The sequence below is a fragment of the Mesorhizobium sp. M7A.F.Ca.CA.001.04.2.1 genome (assembly GCF_003998485.1).
Classification (GTDB): Bacteria; Pseudomonadota; Alphaproteobacteria; order Rhizobiales; family Rhizobiaceae; genus Mesorhizobium; species Mesorhizobium ciceri.
This window is the reverse complement of sequence record NZ_RZQT01000089.1, coordinates 1-23,268: the sequence shown is the minus strand read 5'-3', so window position 1 is coordinate 23,268 and position 23,268 is coordinate 1. Positions and strand designations below refer to the sequence as shown.

Here is a 23,268-nt window from a genome sequence, read left to right as displayed (position 1 = left end):
GTTCGCGCCGTTCCATTTCGCGGCTGAGGAAATCGCGGAACAGATGATGGAAGCGGAACCAGCGCCGCTCTTCGTCGAGCGGCACCAGGAACAGGTTGCGCGTCTCGATCTCGGTGATCGCCGCTTCGGCGTCGGCCGCGCGCATCACCGCCCGGCAGGCCTCGGCGCTGAAGCGTTCGAAGATCGAGCTGTAGAGCAGGAATTTTGCGATCGCCGGCGGCAGTTCCAGGAACACTTCGCCCATCAGGAAGTCGGCGACGTTTCGGTTGGCGCCGGTAAAATTGCCGATGACGGTTTCCGGTGCATGCGCGGCACTCAGTGACAAAGAGGCCAGTTGCAGGCCGGCGGCCCATCCTTCGGCGCGCGAGCACAAGGTCTCCACCGTGCCGCTGCTGACGCTCAGGCCCAGCTTGTCGTTGAAGAAAGCTTCGGCCTCGGACGAGGCGAAACGCAGATCGTCGGGGCCGATTTCGAAAACGTCGCCAAGCACCCGGAGCTTGCCGAGCTGCAGGTCGGGCAGGCTGCGTGAGCCGATGACGAAAGCAACATTTTCCGGCGCCTGCCGGGTCAGGCGCTCCATGAACCGCTTCACCGCCGGCGCCTCGACGGCGTGGTAATCGTCGAAGAACAGGGTGATGTCGGCCTCGCGCGCCGCCAGACCCGCCACAAGTGCCGCGAGCACGACATCGAGCTGCGGGATGGGGCTCGACTGGAAGGCAAGGTCGAGTTCCGCCGGGCTCTGGACCAGATGGCGCAGCGCGCCCACCAGATGCGATAGGAAGGCGCCCTCATCATTGTCCGTCGCCTCGCAGGACAGCCATGCCGTCAGCCTGCCGTGGCGTGCGATTTCCGCAGCCCATTGCGCCATCGTCGTCGATTTGCCGAAGCCAGCGGGCGCGGCGAACAGCACGATGCGCGTGTCGATATGACGCTCCAGCGTCGACAGAATGGTCTCGCGGCGCACCCATCGGCGATGGTGCGGCGACGCTTGGCTGACGGATTGCGGAGCTGTTCTCATCTAGGTCCGCACAGCCTGTAGCTCTCTGGGGGAGAGTCGCCGCAGCCGCTCCACTCCGCTTCGATCAGCGGAATTTGCGGTGCGGCATCGCGCGGCAAGGTTCCCTTGATACGGGGATCGTCGACGATCTCAAATCCGGTAGCGAAGGGCACGAACCCGCAGGCGCTGTAGAATCCGATGACGCTGTGATGATCGAAGCTGCTTGTATGCAGCCAGATGCGGCTCGGGTTGAGACGCCATGCGAGCTCCAGTGCCCCGGCCATCAGCCGTTTGCCGAAACCGCGGCCGGTCAGGGACGGGAACAGGCCGAAATAGGTGATCTCGATCTCGTTATTGTCGGCGGCGAAGAACTCGACCATGCCGAGATGCGCGCCGGTTTCGTCATGGCCGTAGTAGAGATGCTGGCGCGGGTCGGCGAAATGCTCGGTGATTTCGGCATCGGACATTTCGGAAACGCGGTCCCACAGCCAGGGTGCGCCGATCTTGAGAAAGATCGCCCGGTAGGAAACGCAGTCGGGCGTCGTGATCCGTGTCATGCCCAAAGGGCGCGCGAGATCCGGCTGCGGCGTACGCGCTTCCATCCAGGTCACCGCATTGGCAAGCTTGCCAGCCGGCAGGCGATGGTAGCCAATGGCGAGATCGGTGATTTCGGCGGGCATCGTGTCTTCTGTGATCAACGCATTCCTCGTCATGTCTTCCAGAGATAGCAGTATCGGCTTGCTGCATCCGATGCCAACTCCCCCAAGACCATGGCAGCATCGAACGGCAAGTCCTGGACTGAAAGTTTGGCGCGCATGCCTCTTGCATTTCACAGGAATGGCATATGAGATATGATACACCATCCAGATGAAAGTGAAATATGATGCCTGAGCGGATTGCGGATGAGGCCATTCTGAGCGCAGTCGATGATGGCTTCGCCCGACAGGTCGCGTTTCTGCAAGACCTCGTGCGCTTTCCCTCCCAACGTAGCGAGGAACACCCCGCGCAGTCGTTTATGGCCGCCGCCTACGAGGCGGATGGCTACGCGGTCGACATGTGGCGCGTCGATGTCGACGTGATTCGCGACCTGCCGGGTTTTTCCCCCGTGGCGGTCTCTTACGACGATGCCTTCAACGTCGTTGCTACCCACACGCCGCGAAACGCGACCGGCCGCTCGCTGATCCTCAACGGCCATATCGATGTCGTTCCGACCGGACCGCTCGACCGCTGGGTCCGCGATCCCTACGATCCGGCGATCGAGGATGGCTGGATGCATGGCCGCGGCGCCGGCGACATGAAGGCCGGCCTGTCCGCCTGCCTCTATGCGCTGAGCGCCTTGCGTAGCCTTGGCTATCAGCCGGCCGCGAACGTGTATCTCCAGTCGGTGGTCGAGGAGGAATGCACCGGCAATGGCGCGCTTGCATGCCTGCAGCGCGGCTATCGCGCCGACGCCGCCTTCATTCCCGAACCGCTGGAGCCGCGGCTGATGCGGGCGCAGGTCGGGCCGATCTGGTTCAGGGTCGAGGTCGACGGCGATCCGCAGCATGCGTCGGGTGCATTTTCGGCCGGCGCCAATGCCATCGAAAAGGCCTTCGTCATCATTCAGGCGCTGAAGCAGCTCGAAATCGTCTGGAACGCGCGCAAGGTCGATGACAGGCATTTCCATGATCACCCGCATCCGATCCGCTTCAACCTCGGCAAGATCGAAGGCGGCGAGTGGACATCGAGCGTTCCGGCGCGCTGTGTCTTCGAGATGCGCGTCGCCACCTATCCCGGCCAGAGGCTCGAAGACGCCAGGGCCGAGCTCGAGGCCTGCATTGCCGTTGCGGCGCGCGCCGATCCGTTCCTGGCCAACCGACCACCCAAGATGACCTACAATGGCTTCATGGCCGAGGGCTATGTGCTGGAGGGCGCCGACGAGATGGAAGCGGTGCTGCGCCGCAGCCATACCGCCGTGTGGGGCGAGCCGCTGACGGAACACGTCACCTCGGCGACCACCGATGCACGTTTCTTCGGCCTCTATGCCGACACGCCGGCGATCGTCTACGGCCCGATCTGCCGCATGCCGCATGGCTATGACGAGGCCGTCGATCTCGACTCGGTGCGCAAGGTCACCCAGACGATCGCGCTGTTCATCGCCGACTGGTGTGGCCTCGAACCTATCGAGGCTAAGCCATGAATGCGGCGGTGCCCGATGCGTTCGGCGAAACACTCGCCGAGGACGCACCGGATGTTTCCACGGCCGACGCGCTCGCCATCCTGCGCCGGCACTACGGGCTGACCGGCACCGCGCGTCCGCTGCCTGGCGAACGCGACCACAATTTCCATATTCAGACCGACGGCGAGGGCGAGTTCGTCCTGAAGATCTCCCATCCGGCGGAAGAAGCTGGCTTCACCGATTTCCAGAACAAGGCGCTCGACCACATCCTTGCGGTCGACCCCACCTTGCCGGTTCCCTCGGTGCGCAAAAGCCTCGAGGATGAAGCGCAGTTCGCGGTCAGCGTCGCTGGATCGGCGCCGCGCATTATCCGGCTGGTGACCTATCTGTCCGGTCAGTTGCTGTCGCGCTCGCCGACTTCCGAGGCGCAGGATCGCAATCTCGGCATCTTCCTCGCCCGCCTTGGCCGGGCGTTGCGCGGCTTCTTCCATCCGGCTGCCGGCAGCGACCTGCTCTGGGACATCCGCAAGGTCGCCAAGACACGGCCGATGATGGCGCACATCACTGATCCGACTCGGAGGGCGATGGTCGAGCGCGCGATCGACTCCTTCGAGGAGCATGCTGCGCCGGTCATTCCCACCCTGCGCGCGCAGATCGTCCACAACGACATGAATTCCTACAATGTGGTGATGGATGCTTCGCGGCCGGAGGTCGTGAGCGGCATTCTCGATTTCGGCGACATGATCCATTCGCCGCTGATCTGCGACCTCGCCATCGGCGCCGTCTACCGCTGGCCGGCGGAAGGCCATCCGCTGGCACCGGCGGCGCGCTTTGTCGCAGGTTATCAGTCGCTCCAACCACTGGAGGAGGAAGAGATTGGCATTCTCTTCGATCTGATCCGTGCCCGACTTGCGCTCATCGTCAACATCGCCAGCTGGCAGGCCGAGCGTTTCCCGGCCAAGCGCGACTACGTGCTGCGCCTCGCCACCGAAGTCTGGGCTTCACTCGAACGGTTGAACGGCCTGTCGTCCACCGATGCCCGCCGCTATTTTCTCGACCATTCCAATCCGGAGTAGATGCTCGTGTCCCAGTCCTCGCCATACCCCGCAAATGCCGACGCGGCTGCATCGGAGCGCGCGCTGCTCGAACGCCGCGCCAGGCTGCTCGGGCCGACCTACCGCACCTTCTACCGCAACCCTATTCATCTGGTGCGCGGCAGCGGTGTGTGGCTCTACGATGCCCAGGGCCGCAAGTTCCTCGACGCCTACAACAACGTCGCCTCGGTCGGCCACTGCCATCCGCGCGTCGTCGAGGCACTGTCCGGGCAGGCCGCAACGCTCAACACCCACACACGCTATCTCAGCGAGATCATCCTCGATTACGCGGAAAAGCTTCTCGGCACCGTTCCGGCCCATCTCGGCCACGCCATGTTCACCTGCACCGGCAGCGAGGCGAACGACCTTGCCATCCGCATTGCCCAGCATTCCAGCGGCGGCACCGGGGTGATCATCACCGATTTCGCCTATCACGGCGCCACCATAGCGACGGCGCAACTGTCGCCGGCGGCGGTCGGGGCAAAGGGGGTACCAGCGCACCACCGCACGGTGGCAGCGCCGGACACGTTCCGCGACCATGGCCGGGCCGCGCATGATTTCGCCGGAAATGTCGCCGCTGCCATAGAGGACATGCGAGCAAAAGGCATCAAGCCGGCGGCGCTGCTTCTCGACTCGGCCTTTTCCAGCGACGGCATTTTCTTTCCCGATGCGAAGGTGATGCGCGAGGCAGCCGATCACGTCAAAAAGGCCGGCGGCATCGTCATCGCCGATGAGGTCCAGTCCGGCTTCGGCCGGCTTGGCCAGGGCATGTGGGGCTTCGCAAACTATGGCATCGAGCCTGACATCGTCACGATGGGCAAGCCGATCGGCGATGGGCACCCGATGGGCGCCGTGCTCGTGCGGCCGCAGCTTGTCGCCTCCTTCGGTTCGAACACCGGCTACTTCAACACCTTCGGCGGCAATCCGGTCGCGGCCGCTGTCGGCCTCGCCGTTCTCGATGTCATCGAAGGCGAGGGGCTGATCGAGAATGCGCGCAATGTCGGCGCCTATACGAGTGAACTGCTGCGCGCCCTGCAGGGCCGGCACGGCGCGGTCGCTGATGTCAGGCACAACGGCCTCTATTTCGGCGTCGAGCTGACGGCGGACGGCGACGAGGCTGTGGCCGCCACCAAGACATCGGCGGTCGTCGAAGCCATGCGCGAGGACGGCGTGCTGATCTCGTCCTGCGGTCCGCGCGGCAATGTGCTGAAGATCAGGCCGCCACTGCCCTTTGCCAGGGACAATGCCGAGCAACTGGCCGAGACGCTCGATCGCGCTCTGTCGAACTGGTGATCGGAGCGGCCCGCGTATGCTGAAGCTTGAACATCAGACCCTGAATGACCGCGCCTATGGCGCGCTCAAGCAGGAGTTGATTTCCGGCGGCTTCAGCCCGGGCCAGGCGCTGGTCATCCGCAAGCTCGCCGAGACGTTCGGCATCTCGACGACACCGATCCGCGAGGCGCTGCAGAGGCTTGTCGCCGAGCGGCTGCTCGAGATGCAGAACAACCGCTCGGTCATCGTGCCGTTGCTGTCCGCGCCTGCCTTCGAGGAGCTGACGCGCATCCGCATCGCCGTCGAGGGACTGGCGGGCGAGATGGCGGCGACCAGGATGAGCGAAAGCGGGCTGGCTGACATCCAGGCGACGCTCGCCGGCATGCAGCGTGCCATTGAGGCCGGCGACGCCAGGGCCTATCTCTCATTGAACGAGGCGTTCCACTTCGCCATCTACCAGCATGCCGGCGCGCCGATCCTTTTGAACATGATCCGCGACCTCTGGGGGCGGGTCGGGCCTTATCTCAAGCTGCTGATGCAGGCCGATCGCTACATCCCGCAGTCCAACGACGCGCATCGCAAGATCGTCGCCGCACTGGAGCAGCGCAGCGGTCCCACTGTGCGGATTTTCATAGAAGAGGACATCGCCGTGGCGGCCGCTGTGCTGTCTGCAAACCTTGACGCTGCCAGGGAGCCGTCGGCCTAGCTCGTCCCGTCCAGCCGGTCGCGCAGCATGCTCCAGCCGAGCAGCATGTTGGGCGCGTGCCGCAGCACGGCGTGGAACGGTATTGGCGCCGGCGGCGCGAAGGGCAGCGGCAGGTCGCGGGCGTCGCTGCCGGCGGCCCAGTCGGCCAGAACCTTGCCCATCGCCGTCGTCATGGCGATGCCGCGCCCGTTGCAGGCGCGACCGGCGATCAGTCCCGGACCGAGGTCGATCAGGTGCGGCAGGAAATCCGGTTCGACCGCTGCCATTCCCGACCAGCTGTAGGCAAGCGGCGGCAGGTCGGGCAGACCGAGATGCCGGCCGAGCCTTCGCCAGATCGTCTGCGGTACGCGCGTATCCGCACCGGCGCCAAGGATATGCATGCCGCCGCTGATCAGCCGGTTTTCGGCGTCGAAGCGGAAGGTGAACAGATTGCGTCTGGTGTCACCGACACCTTGCCCGCCGGGAAGCAATCGGTTGCGCACTTCACGAGGCAGCGGCGCTGTCGCGATCTGGAAGACTTTCAGCGGGAAATAGGTTCGCTGCAATGACGGATTGAGGGACCGGCCATAGGCGTTGGTGGCGATCAGCACCTTGCCCGCGCGTACTGAGCCAGATGGCGTTTTCAGCATCCAACCATCGGCTGTCCGATCAACCGAGGTGACGCGCGTCTGCTCGAAGATCTTCGCGCCGGCCTTCTCCGCCGCATCCGCGAGCCCGCGCGCATAGGCGACCGGATTGAGCACGCCGCCGGAACGATCCATCCAGCCGCCGACATAGCCTGGCACGCCGGTCCGTGTTTCGATTTCCTGCCGATCCAATGTGGCTGCCGGCCGGCCACGCTGTGCCCACTGCCCGGCACGTGACTTGACCTTTTCAAAGGCGGCAGGCGAATGCGCCGGCTGGATCCATCCGTTCTGCACGGCGTCGCAGTCGATGCCGTGCTGCCGGATCAGGCGGAAAACCAGGTCGGCGCTGCCGGCGGCGAAATCGATCAGCCTTTCGCCGCGCGACGGTCCGAGATGGGCCAGTATATCGACTGGATCCATTTTGGCGAAGTTCGGCACGACAAAGCCCGCATTCCTGCCGGTCGCACCCCAGGCGATGAACTCGGCTTCGAGAACGGCGACGGAAAGTCCTTTCCCCGCCGCATGCAGCGCCGTTGAAAGGCCAGAAAAGCCGCCGCCGACGATTGCTAGGTCGACATCGAGCCCGCCTTGCAGTGCCGGCCGCTCACGTCGATTGCGGCCGACGGCATGCCAGAGCGAAACGCCGTGCGCTTCCTGCCGGATGACGGCATTCATGAGCTGGAACTGCTCCTGTCTGCAGCGATCCTCGCCCGCTTGCCAAACCAAGGCCGCCGTGGCCTGTCGCCGAACAGCCCGTTCGGCCGGACCAGCAGGATAACGCAGAGCATGACGCCGATGGCGGCGATCTGCAGCGCGGCGGCACGAGCCTGCTGTTCCGGCGGGAAGAGGATGCTGGTCAGCGTGCCCGACCCAGCCCATATCGCCCAGACCAGGATGCTGCCGACGACGGCGCCGAGATTGCTGCCCGAGCCGCCGACGATCAGCATCACCCAGACCTGGAAAGTCAGGATCGGTAAATAATTGTCCGGCGCGATGAAGCCGGTGAAATGCGCCTGCAGTGCACCGGCCAGCGCCATGATGGCGCCGCCCACGGCAAAGGCCTGGACGCGATAGAAACGCGCGCTCTTGCCAAGCGAGATCGCCGCCCGCTCATCCTCGCGTAGCGCCTTCAGCACGCGGCCCCACGGGCTGCGCGACAGATGTTCCAAAGCGAGATAGGCGACCAGAGTCACCGCCGCGACCACGGCAAGGTTCGACAGGTTGAACAGCAGCGGCGTCTCGGCAAGGCTGCCGAAGGGGCGCGGGATGAAGCCGATGCCGAACGGGCCGCCGGTCAGTTTCTGCGCGTTGAGCGCGACCAGTTGCACGACGACGGCGACGCCGAAGGTGGTGATCGCCAGATAGTCGGACCTGAGCCGCAGCGTCGCCATGCCAGTTAACGCCGCGGCAATGCCGCCGACGACCATGGCGCCCGCCCAGCCGACAACGATCGGCAGGCCAAGGCCACCCAGCCGCGCGGCGTCGTCGGGAGTGGTCAGCAATGCCGAGGTGTAGGCGCCGATGGCGACGAAGCCGGCAAGGCCGACATTGAACAGGCCGGTCAGGCCCCACTGCAAATTGAGCCCCAGCGTGACCAGCGAAAAGATCAGCGCGGTGGTCAGGAAGAAGGCGCCGTAGCCGATCAGATCCATCAGCGTTCCCTCACACCAAACAGGCCGATCGGCCGCACGAACAGCACCGCCATCAGGATGATGAAGGAGACGGCGGCGCGCCATTCGGCGCCGATCAGCTGCACGGCACCGGCCTCGGCGAGCCCGATGATCAGGCCGCCGAGCACGGCGCCGGGGATGCTGCCGATGCCGCCGAGAATGGCGGCGGCAAACATCGGCAATAGCATGTCGAAGCCCATGAACGGGCGGATCTGCACCAGGATGCCGATCATCACGCCGGCCACGCAGGCCAGCGCCCCGCCGATGACCCAGGTGACGCGCACCACGCTGGCGACGTCGATGCCGACGATGCGGGCCAGTGCCGCGTTCTGGCTCAGGGCCTGCATCGAGCGGCCGGTCTGCGTGCGCGTCATCAACAGATGCACGGCGAGCACCAGCACCGCGGTCAGCAGCAAAAGCGCGATCTGGTCTGATGTGATGCGGATGCCGAAGCCGACCGGCATGGCGATCTGGATCGCCCGGCTGAAATAGGTCGGCCGCGAGGTGAAGGTGAATTCGAGCAGGCTTCTCAGCGCCATCGAGGCACCGAAGCTCGCCATCACCACGATGATCGCCTGGCCTTGCGAGCGCAGCCGCGAAAACAGCACCTTGTCGAGCAGCAGCGCCAGCAAAGCGGTGAACGCCATGCCAACGACCAGCGCGACAATCAGCGGCCAGCCGAAGGACAGCGGTGCGATCGGTGCCACCTTGCCGAATGTCGCGCCGATGGCGCTGACGACGGCCAGCGTCGCATAGGTGCCCCAGGCCATGAAGTCGCCATGGGCAAAGTTCGAGAAGCGCAGGATCGAATAGGTAAGCGTCACGCCGATGGCGCCCAGGCCGATCATCGAACCCGTCAGCAATCCGTCGACGACAAATTGCAGGCTCATGCCCCACCTCCTGTGCCGGACTTGCGGGGGCGCTGGCCGAGATAGAGTTCGGCGACTACCGGATCGTTCCACAGCTCGGAAGCAATGCCCTCGTGCCGGTCTTTGCCTTCGACCAGCACATAGGCGCGGTCGCCGATGGCGAGCGCTGCCTTGGCATTCTGTTCGACGAGCAGGACAGTGACGCCGGACTTGCGGATGCCGGCCAGCATCTCGAACACCATCGAGACGAATTTCGGCGACAGGCCGGCCGACGGCTCGTCTAGCACCAGCACCTTGGGGTGGACGATCAGCGCCCGCGCAACGGCGAGCATCTGCCGTTGTCCGCCCGAGAGGTTGCCGGCGGCGGTGCGGCGCTGGCGGACGAGATCGGGGAAGGCGGCATACATCTCCTCGATGCGCGCAGGAATTTCGCGCCGCTCAAGGATGCCGCAAGCAACTCTGAGATTGTCCTCGACCGACATCAGTGGGAAGATGTTTTCGGTCTGCGGCACGAAGGCCAGCCCGAGCCGCACCATGGTGTGGGCCGGCGCGGCAGTGATGTCCTTGCCGTCCAGAAACACTGTGCCGCCGGTGATCGGGACGAGGCCGGCGATGGCCTTGATGAAGCTAGACTTGCCGGCGCCGTTGGGGCCGAGCACCACGACGATCTCGCCCTTGGCGACGGTGATCGAGGCGCCGCGCACGATCGGCACGCCGGGCTCGTAGCCGGCTTCGAGGTCGCGGACATCGAGAACGATCTCGCTCATGCCGCGCCTCCGAGATAGGCCTCGATGACGCGCGGGTCGCGAGCGACCTCTTCGGCCGTGCCTTCGCTGAGCAACTGGCCGTTCGCCATGACGAGGACGCGATGGCAGAGCCGCGTCACCATGTCGATATTATGCTCGATCAGCAGGAAGGTGATACCGCGCGCATTGATGTCGCGGATGCGGTCGATGATGACTTCGAGCAGCGTCGCGTTGACGCCGGCCGCCGGTTCGTCGAGCAAGATGATCGCCGGATCGGCCATCATCACGCGGGCGAGTTCGAGCAGCTTGCGCTGACCGCCGGAAAGCACGCGCGCCGGCTCATGCGCGAGATGGGCGAGGGCGACCAGTTCCAGCAGTTCAAGCGCCTTTGTCCTGGCGGCCCTTTCCTGCGCGGCGACGCGCCATGGCGTGACGAAATTGGCAAGCAGCTTTTCGCCGGCCTGACCCTGCGCCGCCAGCATGATGTTTTCGATCAGCGTCAGGTTGGGCAGCGGGCGCGGGATCTGAAACGTGCGGCCAAGGCCACGGCCGATACGCAGATGTGCGGCTTCGCCCGAGACGCTCGTGCCGTTGAGAAGGATTTCGCCGCTGGTCGGCAATATGCTGCCGGCAAGCAGGTCGAACATCGTCGTCTTGCCGGCGCCGTTGGGGCCGATGAGGCCGAGGATTTCGCCCGCTTTGACGTTAAACGAGACGTCGTTGACCGCGACAAGGCCGCCGAACCGCCTGACGACATTCCTTGCCGTCAGAACCGGCGCGCGGGTTTCCCCTTGCCGTTTGGTTGCCTCGCTCATCAAACCCTCTGGCCGAAGACGATCGCTGCCGCCTCCTGATTATGATTTGTGATCACACTTGCGTTGATCACGCTATTCGGCTTTAATTTCCTCCGCAAGCCGAAAACCGGCCACGAACGGAATTCCATGCAAAAGGCTGCCATCGAAAAGAACAACGAGGTGATCGCGGCCCAGCTTGCGCCGGTCGGCCGCGAGACCGTGCAGGACCGCGTGTATTCCGAGCTGCGCCGCGCCCTGATTGGCGGCCTGTTCGAACCGAGCCAGGTGCTGACCATCCGTGGCCTGGCTGACGCCTTGGTCACCTCGACCATGCCGGTGCGCGAGGCGCTCGGCCGGCTGATCACGGAAAAGGCGCTGGAGGCGCTGCCCAACCGTTCGGTGCGCGTGCCGCCGATCACGCTGGAACGCCTCGACGATCTCCTGCGGGCTCGCATCCTGATCGAGGGCGAGGCGATCGCGCTGGCCGCCGCCCGCATGGGTCCGCGCCAGATCGCCACCATCGAAACCATCCTCGCCGAATGGGACGAGATGCGGGCTTTGAAACACAAGAAGGACGTCGACCGCGAAGTGACGCTCAACCAGAGCTTTCATTTCGAGATTTACCGCTCCTGCGGTTCGGCCGTGCTGATCCCGATGATCGAGAGCCTGTGGCTGCAATCGGGTCCCTGCATTCGTGTCGCCATCTACGCCTTCTCGGAAGCCGGCGAGGTCGACACCGCCCAATATCACCGCCGCATCGTCACGGCGCTGTCCACGCAGGATGCGCAGGCGGCGCGCGAGTCGCTGGTCGCCGACATCAGCCGACCCTTCACCTTCCTGCGCAGCAAGCTGCAGGCCGCCGCCGCGAAAGACCAGACATGACCGCCATCAGGATCACCGAGCCGCGCTCGCAGCTTTCCGTAACGGCATTGCTGCTGCCCGAGAAGGCGCCGGAAAACGCTGCCTTCCTCTTGGCCTATCTCGGCACGCCACGCGTTGTTCCGGGCATCCATGCGATGTGGACGGGGCCTGAGATTTCCTGTCCGGTTCCATCAGCCGACCTCGAGGGCCAGGCCTATGCAAAACCGTTGCCGGCCGAGAACGCGACGCTGAACCCGCAGCCGGGCGACATCGTACTGTCCTACGTGCCGCCACGCATGTGGGGCGGCAATCCCAATGCGATCTTCGACATTGGCCTCTACTACGGGCAGGGCGCGCGGCTCTTGTTCCCGATAGGCTGGCTGGCCGGCAGTGTGGTGGCGCAGGTGCGCGTCGAAGAGCGTGACCGGTTCGCCTCCGCGTGCGGTGTCATCCGCCGCAACGGCGCCTGCGATATCACCTTCAGCCTGATCGAGGCCTGACATGGCCGACGACAGTTTCGAGCTGTTCGATCTTCGCGTCGAGGCGATCATCCCCAAGGACAAACCTATCTATTGCGGCGCCAAGGAAGGCGACTATTTCGAGCTCAAGGGCGAGATGCTGTCGATGCCGGCAGGGCAGGGTTTTTCGATCTATTCGATCGCCGCCGTGTTGCCGCTTCTGGCAGCCAAGCAGCGCCCAACCCACCCGAACGACTGGATGACCTCGGACGCCGAGATCGCTTGTCCGGATCCCAATTGCGGCAGCCGGCTGCGGATCGTCAGGACCGCCAAGCGGCGGTTCAGCCACGCCGAGACTACGGCGGTGCCGCTGCCGAAAGAGGATGACCTTAGATGACCGCCAACACCTTCGAACTCGGCCCCGGCTACACCATCTCGCGCGTCATTCGCGGCGGCTGGCAGCTGGCTGGCGGCCACGGCGCCATTGACCGCAGCCAGGCGGTGGCCGATCTGATCGCCACTTTCGATGCCGGCATCTGGACCTATGATTGCGCCGACATCTACACCGGCGTCGAGGAGCTGATCGGTGCCGCGCGCCTGCGGCTGGCCAGCGAGCGCGGCCTCGACGTCGCGGCCCGGATGAAGGTGCACACCAAGCTGGTGCCCGACCTCGAACGGCTGGCCAGTATCAGCCGTGACTACATCAGGGGCATCATCGACCAGTCATTGCGGCGGCTGAAGACCGAGCGGCTCGATCTCGTGCAGTTCCATTGGTGGGACTATGAACAGCCGCGCTATGTCGATGCCATGGGCTGGCTCAACGAGCTTCGGTTGGAGGGCAAGGTGCGAAATCTCGGCACCACCAATTTCGACACGCCAAGGCTCGCCGAGATACTCGCTGCCGGCATCCCGCTGGTCAGCCAGCAACTGCAATATTCCGTGCTCGACCAGCGCCCGGGCAGCAGCTTGGCCGCGCTCGCAAAACAGAACGGCGTCAGCTTCCTCTGCTATGGTTCAGTCGCCGGCGGCTTCCTCAGCAACAAATGGCTCGGTGCGGCCGAGCCCGCCACGCCGCTCGAAAACCGCTCGCTGGTCAAGTACAAGCTGATCATCGACGATTTTGGCGGCTGGGAGCTGTTCCAGCACCTGCTGCAGGCGCTGAAGGCCGTTGGCGACCGCCACGGCGTTGACGTTGCCACCATCGCTAGCGCCTGGGTGCTGGAGCAGCCGCAAGTGGCGGCGGTCATCGTCGGCGCCCGCAACCAGGCCCACGCCATTGCCAATGCGAAAATCATGGACGTTGCGCTCGACGCCGAGGACCGGGAGCGGATTGCGGCCGTCATGGCGCAAGGCACCGGCCTCGAAGGTGACGTCTACACGCTGGAACGCGACCGCCGCGGCCGCCACGGTTCGATCATGCATTACAACCTCAATGCGGGGAAGAAATGAGCGGCGAACCCTCCCTGTTTTCACGCGCCAGCGCCGAAATCATCGACCTGCACCGCTTCTTCGTCGACTGGTTCGTCGCCGCGCGAGCCAACACGGTGGACTTCGGCCGCTTCGAACGCGCCATGGGCAAGGACCTCAGCATGGTGGCGCCGGACGGACATATCCTCGATCGCGAAGCGGTCGTCGACCATGTCCGCGCAAGCCGTGCTTCCTGCGACGATGGTTTCACCATTTCGATCGAGGACATCCGGCCCGGCTGGCAGGACGCGGATACCATCGTCGTCCTCTATGTCGAAGCGCAGCTGCGCGCAGGCAAGCACAGCCGCCGTCAATCGAGCGCCGTCTTCACCACCAGTTCATCGGCGCCCAACGGCGTCGAATGGCGACATCTGCATGAAACCTGGCTGCAGGTGCCGGAACGCTGAACAAGCTCCAGAACTCAAATACAGTCGAGTAACGAAAGGGGAACAACAATGACAAAGACGATACTCCAACTCACCACAGCGCTCGCTCTCGTCACGATGGCGGGTGCTGCGCAAGCCGCCGACTGCAAGATCACCGTCGGCCTCGTCATGGAGCTGACCGGCCCGGCCGGCGAATACGGCCAGGCCGGCGCCAAGTCGGTCGAGATGGCCTTCCGCGACATCAACGGAGCCGGCGGGGTGCGCGGCTGCGATCTCGTCACCGACACGCGCGACAGCCAGAGCCAGGGCAACATCGCCGTCGACGCCGCCACCCAACTTGTTCAAGTCAAGAAGGTGCCGGTCATCATCGGCGGCATCATCTCGTCGGTGTCGATCCCCATCCTGACCTCGGTGACCGCGCCAGCCAAGATCGTCCAGGTCTCGCCGGCGTCGTCCTCGCCGACGCTGACGGCGCTCGGCCGCGACGGCAAGACCAACGGCATCTTCTTCCGCACCATCACCTCGGATGCGCTGCAGGGTGTCGCCGCCGCCAAATATGCCATCGACAAGGGTTTCAAGAAGCTGTCGATCATCCACGTCAACAACGATTTCGGCGTCAACATGGTGGCCGAATTCTCGCGTGCCTACAAAGCGCTCGGCGGCACCATCGTCTCCGACACGCCTTACAATGAAAAGCAGTCGAGCTATGCCTCCGAAGTCACCGCGGCAATGGCCGGTGAACCGGACGGTCTCTACCTCGTCAGCACACCGGTCGACGGCGCCACGGTCGCCCGCACCTGGATCTCGCAGGGCGGTGTGCAGAAATTCCTGCTCAATGACGGCATGAACAGCCCGGACTTCATCGAATCCGTCGGCGCCGATTATCTGAGGGAAGCCTACGGCACGTCGTCCGGCACCAGCCCGACGGCCTCGACGGAGTATTTCACCAAGAACTATAAGGAATTCTCCGGCATCGAACCGACCAATCCGGCAGCCGACCGTTCCTATGACGCCGGCGCGATTGTTGGCCTCGCCATCGCCATTGCCGGCTCCGAGGACCCGGCCAAGATCAAGGACGCGATGTACAAGGCGGTCGATCCGGCCGGCACGCCGATCTTTGCTGGCAAGGAAGAGTTCGCCAAGGCGCTCGGCCTGATCAAGGACGGCAAGCCGATCCGCTACGAAGGCGTCATCGGCCCGGTCGCTTTCGATAAATATGGCGACATCACAGGCCCGTTCCGGCTGTGGAAGATCGTCGACGGCAAGGTAGCGACGGACGGTGAAATGACCACCGACGATGTCAACGCCTTGCAGGCCAAGCTTCAGTAAGCATCATTCCGTTTGGTCCGGCATCGATTATGTCAGCATCGATGCCGGACCAAGAATATGGCTGCCTCATTGCGGCGCTCTTGCCCGGCACTCACGTCCGTTCCGTCGCAACTTGCCTGGGGATGAGAAAGCGGCCGGCGAGCACGCAGAGCAGCACGGTGAACATCAGGATCAGAGCCACCAGCGCATTGATGTCGGGTGAGAAGCCAAGCCGCATCATCGCCCACAGCCTGACCGGCAGCGTGCTTTGCGTGCCAGTGACCAGGATGGTGATCATGGTCTCGTCGAATGACAGGGCGAAGGCCAGGATGGCGCCGCCGACCATGGCGCTCGACAGGTTCGGCAGGATGATGCGCCAGAAGGTCTGCCAGCCCGTGGCACCGAGATCGTAGGACGCTTCAACCAGCGTGCGGCTCATCGACTGCAGCCGCGTCAGCACCGTGCGGTAGACGATCGCCAGCACGAAAACCGTATGGCCGATAACGACCGTCAGCAGCGAGCGTTCGAGGCCGATCTCGCGGAAGAAGATCAGCAGCGCCAGGCCGCTGATGATCGGCGGCATCAGGAACGGCAGGAAGATGATGAACTGCAGCAGCGAGCGTCCGGAACGGCGCCCATGATAATAGAGCGCCAGCAGCGTTCCGCTGACCACCGACAGGATGACGGTGCAGACGCCGACGATCAGCGTCGTGCGCAGAGCGGCCAATATGTCGTGGTTTTCAGCCAGCGCCACATAGGTCGCAAGCGTCGGCGACGACCAGTCGACGGAGCCATGCGAAATGGTGAAGAACGACGAAACGATCGGCACGAACAGCGGGCTATAGAGCAGGACCGCAACCAGCGTCGTGATCGCGGCCAGAAAGATCGTGGACAGTCGGGGCAGGGCGCTCATGCCGAAGTCCCCGGGTTGCGGCCAAAGCGTTCGCCGATGAGGATTGCGGCGATCACCACGACGGCCAGCGCCACCGACAGCGCCGCGCCGAACGGCCAGTTATAGGCCGTGCCGAACTGGCTGTAGAGGATGCGGCCGAAGGTGAAGCCGCTGATCCCACCGACCATCTGCGGCGTCAGGAAATCGCCGATCGCCAGCACGAAGACGAAGCTCGCCGCCGAAGCGACGCCGGGCAGGCTGAGCGGCAAGGTGATGCGCAGGAAGGTCTGCAAGCCGCTCGCGCCGAGATCGTCGGATGCGCGCAGCAGCACCTGCGGAATCCGCTCCAGCGACAGGAAGATCGGCAGGATGGCGAAGGGGATCAAGAGCAGGGTCAGCGTCAAAAGGATGGCGTTCATATTGAACACGAAAAGCGCCGACGGTTCCTGCAGAATGCCGAGCGCCACCAGTGCATTGTTGAGGAAACCGTTGAGGCCGAGGATGCTGCGGATGGCATAGATCTTGATGACATAGCTCATCAGCAGCGGCACCAAGAGCAGCATCAGCAAGGCATAGCGCCAGCGCCCTTTCAGCGTCGTCAGGAAATAGGCGGCGGGATAGGCGAGCAGGATGCAGATGATGGCCACCGACACGCACAGCACGAGGGTGTTCCAGAACACCGGCAGAAAGACCGGATCGGTAAAGAACCTGACATAATTGCCCAGCGAAAAGCCGTAGACGATCGTGCCCTGGTCGACGCTGAAGAAGCTGTAGCCGAGGAAGATCGCCAGCGGCACCAGGACGAAGACCACTGGCAAGGCAAACGCCAGCACCGTCACCAGCAGCGACAGCCGTTTTTCCGCAGGCAGCGTCGATCCGGCTTTGCTCATGCCAGCACCAGATGGCCTTCATGCGGCGCAAAGGAAAGCGATACGGCCTCGCCGGATCTGAGCGCGCTGCCGTCGACGCGGCTCGGCACGCGCAGCCGCAAGCGTTGCGCGGCATTGTCGGCGCCGGCCGCGATGGTGGCGACGGTCGACGAGCCGGCAAAGGCCAGATCGGAGATCGTGCCGGAAAAACGGTTGTCGGTGTCCTTTGCATCTGCAAGGTGCAAGGCTTCTGGACGGAACGCGGCGTAAGCGCTGGCGCCTTCCGCTGCGGCTTTCAAATGCGGCTGGTCGCTGATCGAACAGATGAGGCGCCCGAGCGCCGTCTCGATCGATCGCAGCTCGCCCTGGACCGGTCCGAGTTTCCCGGCCACCAGATTGTTCTCGCCGAAGAAACGCGCGACGAATTCGCAATCCGGTCTGTAGTAAAGGTCGTGCGGCGTGCCGAGCTGGCGGATATGGCCGGCCTCCATGACGCAAATCCGATCGGCCATGCCGATGGCTTCTTCCTGGTCATGGGTGACGAACAGGAAGGTGGTCCTGATTTCGCGCTGGATGGACTTTAGGAACACCTGCATCTGCCGGCGCAGTTCGAGGTCGAGTGCGGCGAGCGGCTCATCGAGCAGGATCAGGCGCGGCTGGCAGATCAGCGCACGGGCGAGTGCGACGCGCTGGCGCTGGCCGCCGGAGAGCTGCGCCGGAAAGCGGTCGGCGAAACGCCCGAGCTGGACCAGTTCCAGCGCCTCCGCGACTCGGCGCGCGATTTCCTTGCGCTGGACATGGCGAACCGAAAGCCCGTAGCCGACATTGCCGGAAACGGTCAGGTGCGGGAACAGCGCATAGTCCTGAAACACGGTGTTGAACGGCCGCCGGTTGATCGGCATGCGGCTGATGTCTTGCCCATCCAGGCGGATCTCGCCCGACGTCAGCGGTTCCAGCCCGCCGATCAGCCGCAGCACCGTGGTCTTGCCGGAGCCGGATGGTCCAAGAACGGTGAGGAACTCACCGTCCTTGATCGACAGGTCGATGTCGTGCAGCACGGGGACCGTGCCGTAGGATTTCGAGACGGACCGCAGCGTCAAGAGGTCGGTGTTCTGGTTCATGAAATACTCTCGCATACGCTTCGGCGGTCCGGAACTCCGGACCGCCGGGTCCTTCGAAGGCATGGTGCGGAAAGATCAGGGCGTTGCCTTGACCTCGTTCCACATGTCCGAACGCTTGAGCGGGTCCTCGACATTGTTGAGCCAGACCAGCTTGTCGTTGCCGCCGGCGCTGCCGGTTTCCGTCACTGTGTTGCCGAAGCCGGTACGCTCGGAAAGCTCGCCGCCGACCTTCTTGCTCAGCATGAAGTCGATCCATTTCTCGGCTGCCGCATTATCACGGACACCCTTGGAAATGACCCAGTTGTCGAGCCAGGCAAGCGCGCCCTCGCTCGGATTGACGTAGGCGACATGGGCGCCGATCTTCTGCAGCGCCTTGACCTGCTGCTGGCCGTAATTGGCCCAGATCAGGGCCACATCATTGTTCTGGTAGATCTGCTGCGCCTCGTCGGCGGTGGTGTAGAAGCTGAGCACGTTGCGCTTGAGTTCGACCAGCTTGGCCTTGACTGCAGCCATCTGCTCTTCGTTGAGGTTGAACGGATCCTTGTAGCCGAGCGTCAGTGCGGTGAACGAGAAATTGTGCTCGCCATTATCATACGCCAGCACCTTGCCCTTGTAGGCCGGGTCCCACAGAACCGACATCGAGGTCGGCGCCGGCTTGACCTTGTCGGTGTCGTAGATCAGGCCGATGGAGTCGAAGCAGAACGGAATGCCGTAGACCTTGCCGTCCTTGGTCACGCCGCTGACCGCCGTCAGGTCGCGGAAGCGCGGCAGCACGTGTTTCTGGTTGGCGAGCTTGGTGACGTCGATCGGCGACACCAGGTCAGCCTTGATGTAGCGCTGCAACTGGGCGGTGTTGACAGCAAAGACGTCGAAGTCCTGGCCCTCGCTGCCCTTGATCTTGGCCCAGATCTCGTCGTCGCTGCCGATGAAGACGACATCGACGCCGATGCCGGTCGCGGCGGTGAAGTCCTTGACCCAGTCGGCATCGGCGTAGCCGTCCCAGGCCAGTACCCGAAGGTTCGCGGCGAGCGCCGCCGATGTCATCAGGCCGATGCTGAGCCCGATTGTCGCTAGTCTTAGAAACGCTTTCTTCAGTCCCATTTTTAATCTCCCATTATCGTTCTGGTGGACCGTAATTTTCGGGCCTGCGCCGTCACAGCTGGGTAACAGCGACCAGTCCCTCGTCCGGCACCGACGCCATCCGGTTGCGCAGTGGCTTGCCGAACGTCTGTGCCTGGATTTCATACTCGTCGCCGGAAGCCGTCTTGACGCCGGAGGCGTAGCTCATCACCGCCGCGCCGAAGAAATAGGCGTGCAGGTCGCCCGCCCTGCGGTGCATCGGGTAGCGGAAATGGAAGTGTTCGAGATTGGCGATCGAGTGCGACATGTGCGCTTCACCCGACAGGAATTCCTGCTCCCAGATAACAGTGCCGTCGCGCAGGATGCGCGAATGGCCGCGCACTTCTTCGGGCAGGTCACCGATCAGCAGTTCCGGACCAATCGAGCAGGAGCGCAGCTTGGAATGGGCGAGATAAAGGTAGTTCTCGCCCTCCGTCACGTGGTCGGAATATTCGTTTCCGAGCGCATAGCCGATGCGATAGGGATGGCCATCGGGTCCATTGACATAAAGCCCGACGATCTCGGCTTCCTCCGCACCGGCTTTCGCGAATGCCGGCATCGGCAGCGGCGCGCCGGGCGGGACAATGCAGGTGCCGACGCCCTTGAAGAACCACTCTGGCTGAATCCCGATCTTGCCGGCGCCAGGCTTGCCGCCCTCCAGCCCCATGCGGAAGATTTTCAAGGAATCGGATTCGTCGGCACCTTCGCCATGGGTCAGAACATGCATCTGGTTGCGCGCGGCGGCACTTCCGGTGTGGGTGAGGCCGGTGCCGGTGACCAGGAAGCGCGCCGGTTCGGGATGGTCGACCGGAGCGAGCACCTGCCCATCGCGCAACAGTTGGTCGTAGTCGATTTTCGCCGTGCCGGTCCGCTTCTCGACCAGCGCTGCTATCGACGTGCCCTGGGCAATTGCCGCTTCGGCCAGTTCCAGCACGCTGCTGGTCTTTTCGAGCGGGTGCAGATGATTGCCGTCATCGCAGACGCGGCCCACCCGTCTGCTGCCGTCGGCCATTCTGAACTGAACAAGACGCATGAACTAACCTTCTTCCTTTGAAACCGTACGGATCACACCCAGCCCGCATCGACGATGAACTGCTGGCTCGTGCACATGCGGCTGTCGTCGGCGGCCAGGAACAGCGCCATGCGCGCGATATCGGAGGGTTGCAGCCGGTCGGGCAGGCACTGCCTTTCCGCGATCTGACGTTCGCCGGCCGGGTTCAACCACAGGCGCATCTGGCGCTCTGTCATCACCCAGCCCGGCACCATGCAGTTGACGCGGATGCGCTCGGGGCCGAGTTCGCGGGCCAGCGCCCGCGTCATGCCGTAAATAGCCGCTTTCGCGGTGACATAGGCTGGGCAATCCGGATCGCCGACCATCCAGGTGATGGAGCCGAAGTTGATGATCGAGCCGCCGCCCTGCGCGCTCATCTGCGGACGCACTGCCTGCGCCGCGAAAAACTGGTGGCGCAGATTGACCGCCATGCGGTCGTCCCAATAGGCAACCGTCACATCCTTGGTCTGGTGGCGGTCGTCATTGCCGGCATTGTTGCACAGCGCCTGGATGGGGCCATTGTGCTGCATTGCCTGCACGGTTGCCGCCTGCAACTCTTCGACGTTGCGCAGGTCGCATGGAATGAACAGCGGCGCGGCATGTCCGTCGGCCGCAACCGCGTCGACCAGACGTTGGGATGGTTCTTCGGCCATGTCGACGAAGGCGACGCGGCTCCCTTGCGCGCAGAAATGGCGCACCAGGCTTTCGCCGATGCCGCTGCCGCCGCCTGTTATGAAGACGCTGCGGCCCTTGAGGCTTGGATAGATCGCGTAGCCGATTTCATCCGTCATCGCGCGCCTCTCTAGTGCGAATGCCGAGGAATGCCGGCATCGCGCCGGCCGACGAGAAAGTCGAAATCGCAGCCCTTGTCGGCCTGCAGCACGCGCTCGACATAAAGGCTCTGGTAGCCGCCCTCCGGCGACGCCGGCGGCTTCCAGTCACGCCGGCGGATGGCGAGCTCCTCTTCCGACACCAAAAGTTCCAACCGGCGGCCGGCGACGTCGAGCTCGATGAGGTCGCCGTCGCGCACCAGCGCCAGCGCGCCGCCTGCGGCTGCTTCCGGCGCCACATGCAGAACCACGGTGCCGTAGGCGGTGCCGCTCATGCGCGCGTCCGAAATGCGCACCATGTCGGAGATGCCTTGCTTGAGCAGTTTGGCCGGCAGCGGCATGTTGCCGACCTCGGCCATTCCGGGATAACCGCGCGGCCCGCAGTTCTTCAGCACCATCACCGAGGAGGCGTCGATATCCAACTCCGGATCGTCGATGCGGGCGTAGTAATGCTCGATGTTTTCGAACACCACCGCCTTGCCGCGATGCTGCATCAGCTCGGGCGTTGCCGCGGACGGCTTGATGACCGCGCCGTCAGGCGCCAGATTGCCGCGCAGGATCGAAATGCCGCCTTCCTTGGTCAGCGGCTGGCTCAGCGGCCGGATCACCTCGCTGTTGTAGTTCGGCGCGCCGTCGATCAATTCACCGATGGTCTTGGCGCTGACGGTCATGGCGTCGCGATGAAGAAGCCCCACTTCATCAAGCGACGCCATGACCGCAGCTAGCCCCCCGGCGTAGTAAAAATCTTCCATCAGGAACCGGCCCGACGGCATCAAATCGACAATAGTTGGAACGTCACGACCTAGGCGGTCCCAGTCTTCGAGGCTGAGATCGACACCGATCCGGTTGGCGATGGCGATCAGATGCAGCACCGCATTGGTCGAGCCACCGATCGCGCCGTTGACGCGAATGGCGTTCTCGAACGCTTGCCTGGTGAGGATCTCCGCGATCGTCACGTCCCTGCGCACCAGATCGACGATCTGGCGTCCGGCCATCTGGGCGAGCACGCCACGGCGCGAATCCACCGCCGGGATCGCGGCGTTGTCCGGCATGCCGATGCCGAGCGCTTCGACCATGCTGGCCATGGTCGAGGCTGTGCCCATCGTCATGCAGCTGCCCGCCGATCGGCTTTGGCCCTGCTCGGCGGCGAGGAAGTCGGCAACCGGCATGCGGCCGGCTTTAACCTCCTCGGCGAATTTCCAGACATGCGTGCCCGAGCCGATGTCCTGGCCGCGGAACTTGCCGTTGAGCATCGGCCCGCCGGAAACGGCGATGGTCGGCAGGTTGCACGATGCGGCGCCCATCAGCAGCGCCGGTGTGGTCTTGTCGCAACCGACCAGCAGGATGACGCCATCGATCGGATTGCCGCGGATGGACTCTTCGACATCCATGCTGACCAGATTGCGAAACAGCATGGCGGTGGGGCGCATGTTGCTCTCGCCCAGCGACATCACCGGAAATTCGAGCGGCAGGCCGCCGGCTTCATAGACGCCGCGCTTCACGTGATCGGCCAGCGCCCGCAGATGCGCGTTGCATGGGGTCAATTCCGACCAGGTGTTGCAGATGCCGATCACCGGGCGGCCGTCGAAAGCGTCGGCGGGAATGCCCTGGTTCTTCATCCAGCTGCGGTGCATGAAGGCGTTCTTGCCCTCACCGCCGAACCAGGCCTCGGACCGCAGTTTGCGTTTGGTGTCGGTCACGATGTCTGTTCCCGTTCCTGGCGGCGCTTGTTGCGGTTTTCGACGCTGCGGCGCACGTCCTCCTCGGCATTGTCGATGAGGACCAGCAGCGCCTTTTGTGCGCCGGTCGCGTCGCCGGCGGCGATCTTTTCGGCGACTTCCCGGTGCAGCGGCAATGAGGGGCGCTGCCCTTCCGGATTGTCGTTGGAAAGACGAAAGCTCGTCACCAATGCGGTTTCGACCAGTGCCGCCAGCGAGCCGATCAGCTCATTGCCGGTCATGCGCAGTATGGTCT

At 64.0% G+C, this 23,268-nt stretch carries 24 protein-coding genes and 1 pseudogene; 10 read left to right on the top strand and 15 right to left on the bottom strand.

Annotated elements, in window-relative coordinates; genetic code table 11:
• Nucleotides 1–1,018: pseudogene (locus EN955_RS24035) on the bottom strand (LuxR family transcriptional regulator); the annotation flags it as partial.
• Complete coding sequence (locus tag EN955_RS24030; RefSeq protein ID WP_244514272.1) at nucleotides 1,015–1,677, bottom strand: GNAT family N-acetyltransferase; 663 nt, start codon at nucleotides 1,675–1,677, stop codon at nucleotides 1,015–1,017. The pseudogene EN955_RS24035 and the gene EN955_RS24030, both read right to left, overlap by 4 nt.
• Before the next feature lie 203 nt (nucleotides 1,678–1,880).
• On the opposite strand from EN955_RS24030, the gene EN955_RS24025 reads away from it, so the two are divergent.
• The 4 genes from EN955_RS24025 to EN955_RS24010 are packed head-to-tail and all read left to right on the top strand — an operon-like array spanning nucleotide 1,881 to nucleotide 6,227.
• Entirely contained in the window at nucleotides 1,881–3,176 is a 1,296-nt protein-coding gene (locus tag EN955_RS24025; protein WP_024502524.1) for an ArgE/DapE family deacylase, read from the top strand.
• On the top strand, nucleotides 3,173–4,231 hold the full coding sequence (locus EN955_RS24020) for a phosphotransferase (RefSeq protein ID WP_024502525.1): 1,059 nt from the start codon (nucleotides 3,173–3,175) through the stop codon (nucleotides 4,229–4,231). The genes EN955_RS24025 and EN955_RS24020 overlap by 4 nt, the downstream gene beginning before the upstream one ends.
• Nucleotides 4,232–5,542, top strand: a complete 1,311-nt coding sequence (locus tag EN955_RS24015) for an aspartate aminotransferase family protein (RefSeq protein WP_032898897.1) — start codon at nucleotides 4,232–4,234, stop codon at nucleotides 5,540–5,542.
• Between the two features lie 16 nt (nucleotides 5,543–5,558).
• Complete coding sequence (locus EN955_RS24010; protein WP_024502527.1) at nucleotides 5,559–6,227, top strand: GntR family transcriptional regulator; 669 nt, start codon at nucleotides 5,559–5,561, stop codon at nucleotides 6,225–6,227.
• Here EN955_RS24010 and EN955_RS24005 read toward each other — a convergent pair.
• Genes EN955_RS24005 through EN955_RS23985 form a run of 5 tightly spaced genes read right to left on the bottom strand, consistent with a single transcriptional unit; the run spans nucleotide 6,224 to nucleotide 10,953 of the window.
• On the bottom strand, nucleotides 6,224–7,528 hold the full coding sequence (locus EN955_RS24005) for an FAD-dependent oxidoreductase (RefSeq protein WP_024502528.1): 1,305 nt from the start codon (nucleotides 7,526–7,528) through the stop codon (nucleotides 6,224–6,226). The genes EN955_RS24010 and EN955_RS24005 overlap by 4 nt on opposite strands.
• Nucleotides 7,525–8,508, bottom strand: coding sequence for a branched-chain amino acid ABC transporter permease (locus tag EN955_RS24000; protein WP_024502529.1), 984 nt, complete (start codon nucleotides 8,506–8,508; stop codon nucleotides 7,525–7,527). Before EN955_RS24000 ends, EN955_RS24005 begins: the two co-directional genes overlap by 4 nt.
• Nucleotides 8,505–9,413 carry a branched-chain amino acid ABC transporter permease gene (locus EN955_RS23995; protein WP_024502530.1) on the bottom strand — a complete coding sequence of 303 codons (909 nt, stop codon included), beginning with the start codon at nucleotides 9,411–9,413 and terminating at the stop codon, nucleotides 8,505–8,507. The genes EN955_RS24000 and EN955_RS23995 overlap by 4 nt, the downstream gene beginning before the upstream one ends.
• Nucleotides 9,410–10,159 carry an ABC transporter ATP-binding protein gene (locus EN955_RS23990; protein ID WP_013532982.1) on the bottom strand — a complete coding sequence of 250 codons (750 nt, stop codon included), beginning with the start codon at nucleotides 10,157–10,159 and terminating at the stop codon, nucleotides 9,410–9,412. The genes EN955_RS23995 and EN955_RS23990 overlap by 4 nt, the downstream gene beginning before the upstream one ends.
• The gene (locus EN955_RS23985; RefSeq protein WP_024502531.1) at nucleotides 10,156–10,953 is read right to left on the bottom strand and encodes an ABC transporter ATP-binding protein; all 798 of its coding nucleotides are present in this window, start codon (nucleotides 10,951–10,953) and stop codon (nucleotides 10,156–10,158) included. Before EN955_RS23985 ends, EN955_RS23990 begins: the two co-directional genes overlap by 4 nt.
• A gap of 126 nt (nucleotides 10,954–11,079) precedes the next feature.
• On the opposite strand from EN955_RS23985, the gene EN955_RS23980 reads away from it, so the two are divergent.
• Genes EN955_RS23980 through EN955_RS23955 form a run of 6 tightly spaced genes read left to right on the top strand, consistent with a single transcriptional unit; the run spans nucleotide 11,080 to nucleotide 15,433 of the window.
• Nucleotides 11,080–11,814: a GntR family transcriptional regulator gene (locus EN955_RS23980; RefSeq protein WP_024502532.1), complete on the top strand. Its 735-nt coding sequence runs from the start codon at nucleotides 11,080–11,082 to the stop codon at nucleotides 11,812–11,814.
• Nucleotides 11,811–12,293 (top strand): DUF3830 family protein, encoded by a 483-nt coding sequence (locus tag EN955_RS23975; protein ID WP_024502533.1) that lies wholly within the window; start codon nucleotides 11,811–11,813, stop codon nucleotides 12,291–12,293. The genes EN955_RS23980 and EN955_RS23975 overlap by 4 nt, the downstream gene beginning before the upstream one ends.
• A 1-nt stretch (nucleotide 12,294) precedes the next feature.
• Entirely contained in the window at nucleotides 12,295–12,648 is a 354-nt protein-coding gene (locus EN955_RS23970; RefSeq protein WP_024502534.1) for a TIGR04076 family protein, read from the top strand.
• Nucleotides 12,645–13,700 carry an aldo/keto reductase gene (locus EN955_RS23965; protein ID WP_024502535.1) on the top strand — a complete coding sequence of 352 codons (1,056 nt, stop codon included), beginning with the start codon at nucleotides 12,645–12,647 and terminating at the stop codon, nucleotides 13,698–13,700. The genes EN955_RS23970 and EN955_RS23965 overlap by 4 nt, the downstream gene beginning before the upstream one ends.
• Nucleotides 13,697–14,125, top strand: a complete 429-nt coding sequence (locus EN955_RS23960; protein WP_024502536.1) for a DUF4440 domain-containing protein — start codon at nucleotides 13,697–13,699, stop codon at nucleotides 14,123–14,125. The genes EN955_RS23965 and EN955_RS23960 overlap by 4 nt, the downstream gene beginning before the upstream one ends.
• 48 nt (nucleotides 14,126–14,173) lie before the next feature.
• Complete coding sequence (locus tag EN955_RS23955; protein WP_024502537.1) at nucleotides 14,174–15,433, top strand: ABC transporter substrate-binding protein; 1,260 nt, start codon at nucleotides 14,174–14,176, stop codon at nucleotides 15,431–15,433.
• A 91-nt stretch (nucleotides 15,434–15,524) separates the two neighbouring features.
• Here EN955_RS23955 and EN955_RS23950 read toward each other — a convergent pair whose 3' ends face one another.
• The 8 genes from EN955_RS23950 to EN955_RS23915 form a co-directional block, all read right to left on the bottom strand.
• Nucleotides 15,525–16,325, bottom strand: a complete 801-nt coding sequence (locus EN955_RS23950; RefSeq protein ID WP_024502538.1) for an ABC transporter permease — start codon at nucleotides 16,323–16,325, stop codon at nucleotides 15,525–15,527.
• Nucleotides 16,322–17,194, bottom strand: a complete 873-nt coding sequence (locus tag EN955_RS23945) for an ABC transporter permease (RefSeq protein WP_024502539.1) — start codon at nucleotides 17,192–17,194, stop codon at nucleotides 16,322–16,324. Before EN955_RS23945 ends, EN955_RS23950 begins: the two co-directional genes overlap by 4 nt.
• Complete coding sequence (locus EN955_RS23940; protein ID WP_024502540.1) at nucleotides 17,191–18,294, bottom strand: ABC transporter ATP-binding protein; 1,104 nt, start codon at nucleotides 18,292–18,294, stop codon at nucleotides 17,191–17,193. The genes EN955_RS23945 and EN955_RS23940 overlap by 4 nt, the downstream gene beginning before the upstream one ends.
• Before the next feature lie 75 nt (nucleotides 18,295–18,369).
• The gene (locus EN955_RS23935) at nucleotides 18,370–19,395 is read right to left on the bottom strand and encodes an ABC transporter substrate-binding protein (RefSeq protein WP_024502541.1); all 1,026 of its coding nucleotides are present in this window, start codon (nucleotides 19,393–19,395) and stop codon (nucleotides 18,370–18,372) included.
• Nucleotides 19,396–19,447: 52 nt separating this feature from the next.
• Entirely contained in the window at nucleotides 19,448–20,446 is a 999-nt protein-coding gene (araD1, locus tag EN955_RS23930; RefSeq protein WP_024502542.1) for an AraD1 family protein, read from the bottom strand.
• A gap of 32 nt (nucleotides 20,447–20,478) precedes the next feature.
• Nucleotides 20,479–21,255 (bottom strand): SDR family oxidoreductase, encoded by a 777-nt coding sequence (locus EN955_RS23925; RefSeq protein ID WP_024502543.1) that lies wholly within the window; start codon nucleotides 21,253–21,255, stop codon nucleotides 20,479–20,481.
• A gap of 11 nt (nucleotides 21,256–21,266) precedes the next feature.
• A complete protein-coding gene (locus tag EN955_RS23920) occupies nucleotides 21,267–22,994 on the bottom strand; it encodes an IlvD/Edd family dehydratase (RefSeq protein ID WP_024502544.1) in 1,728 nt (575 codons plus the stop codon).
• The coding region (locus tag EN955_RS23915; protein ID WP_127223466.1) for an FCD domain-containing protein at nucleotides 22,991–23,268 on the bottom strand (278 nt) is incomplete at its 5' end. The genes EN955_RS23920 and EN955_RS23915, both read right to left, overlap by 4 nt.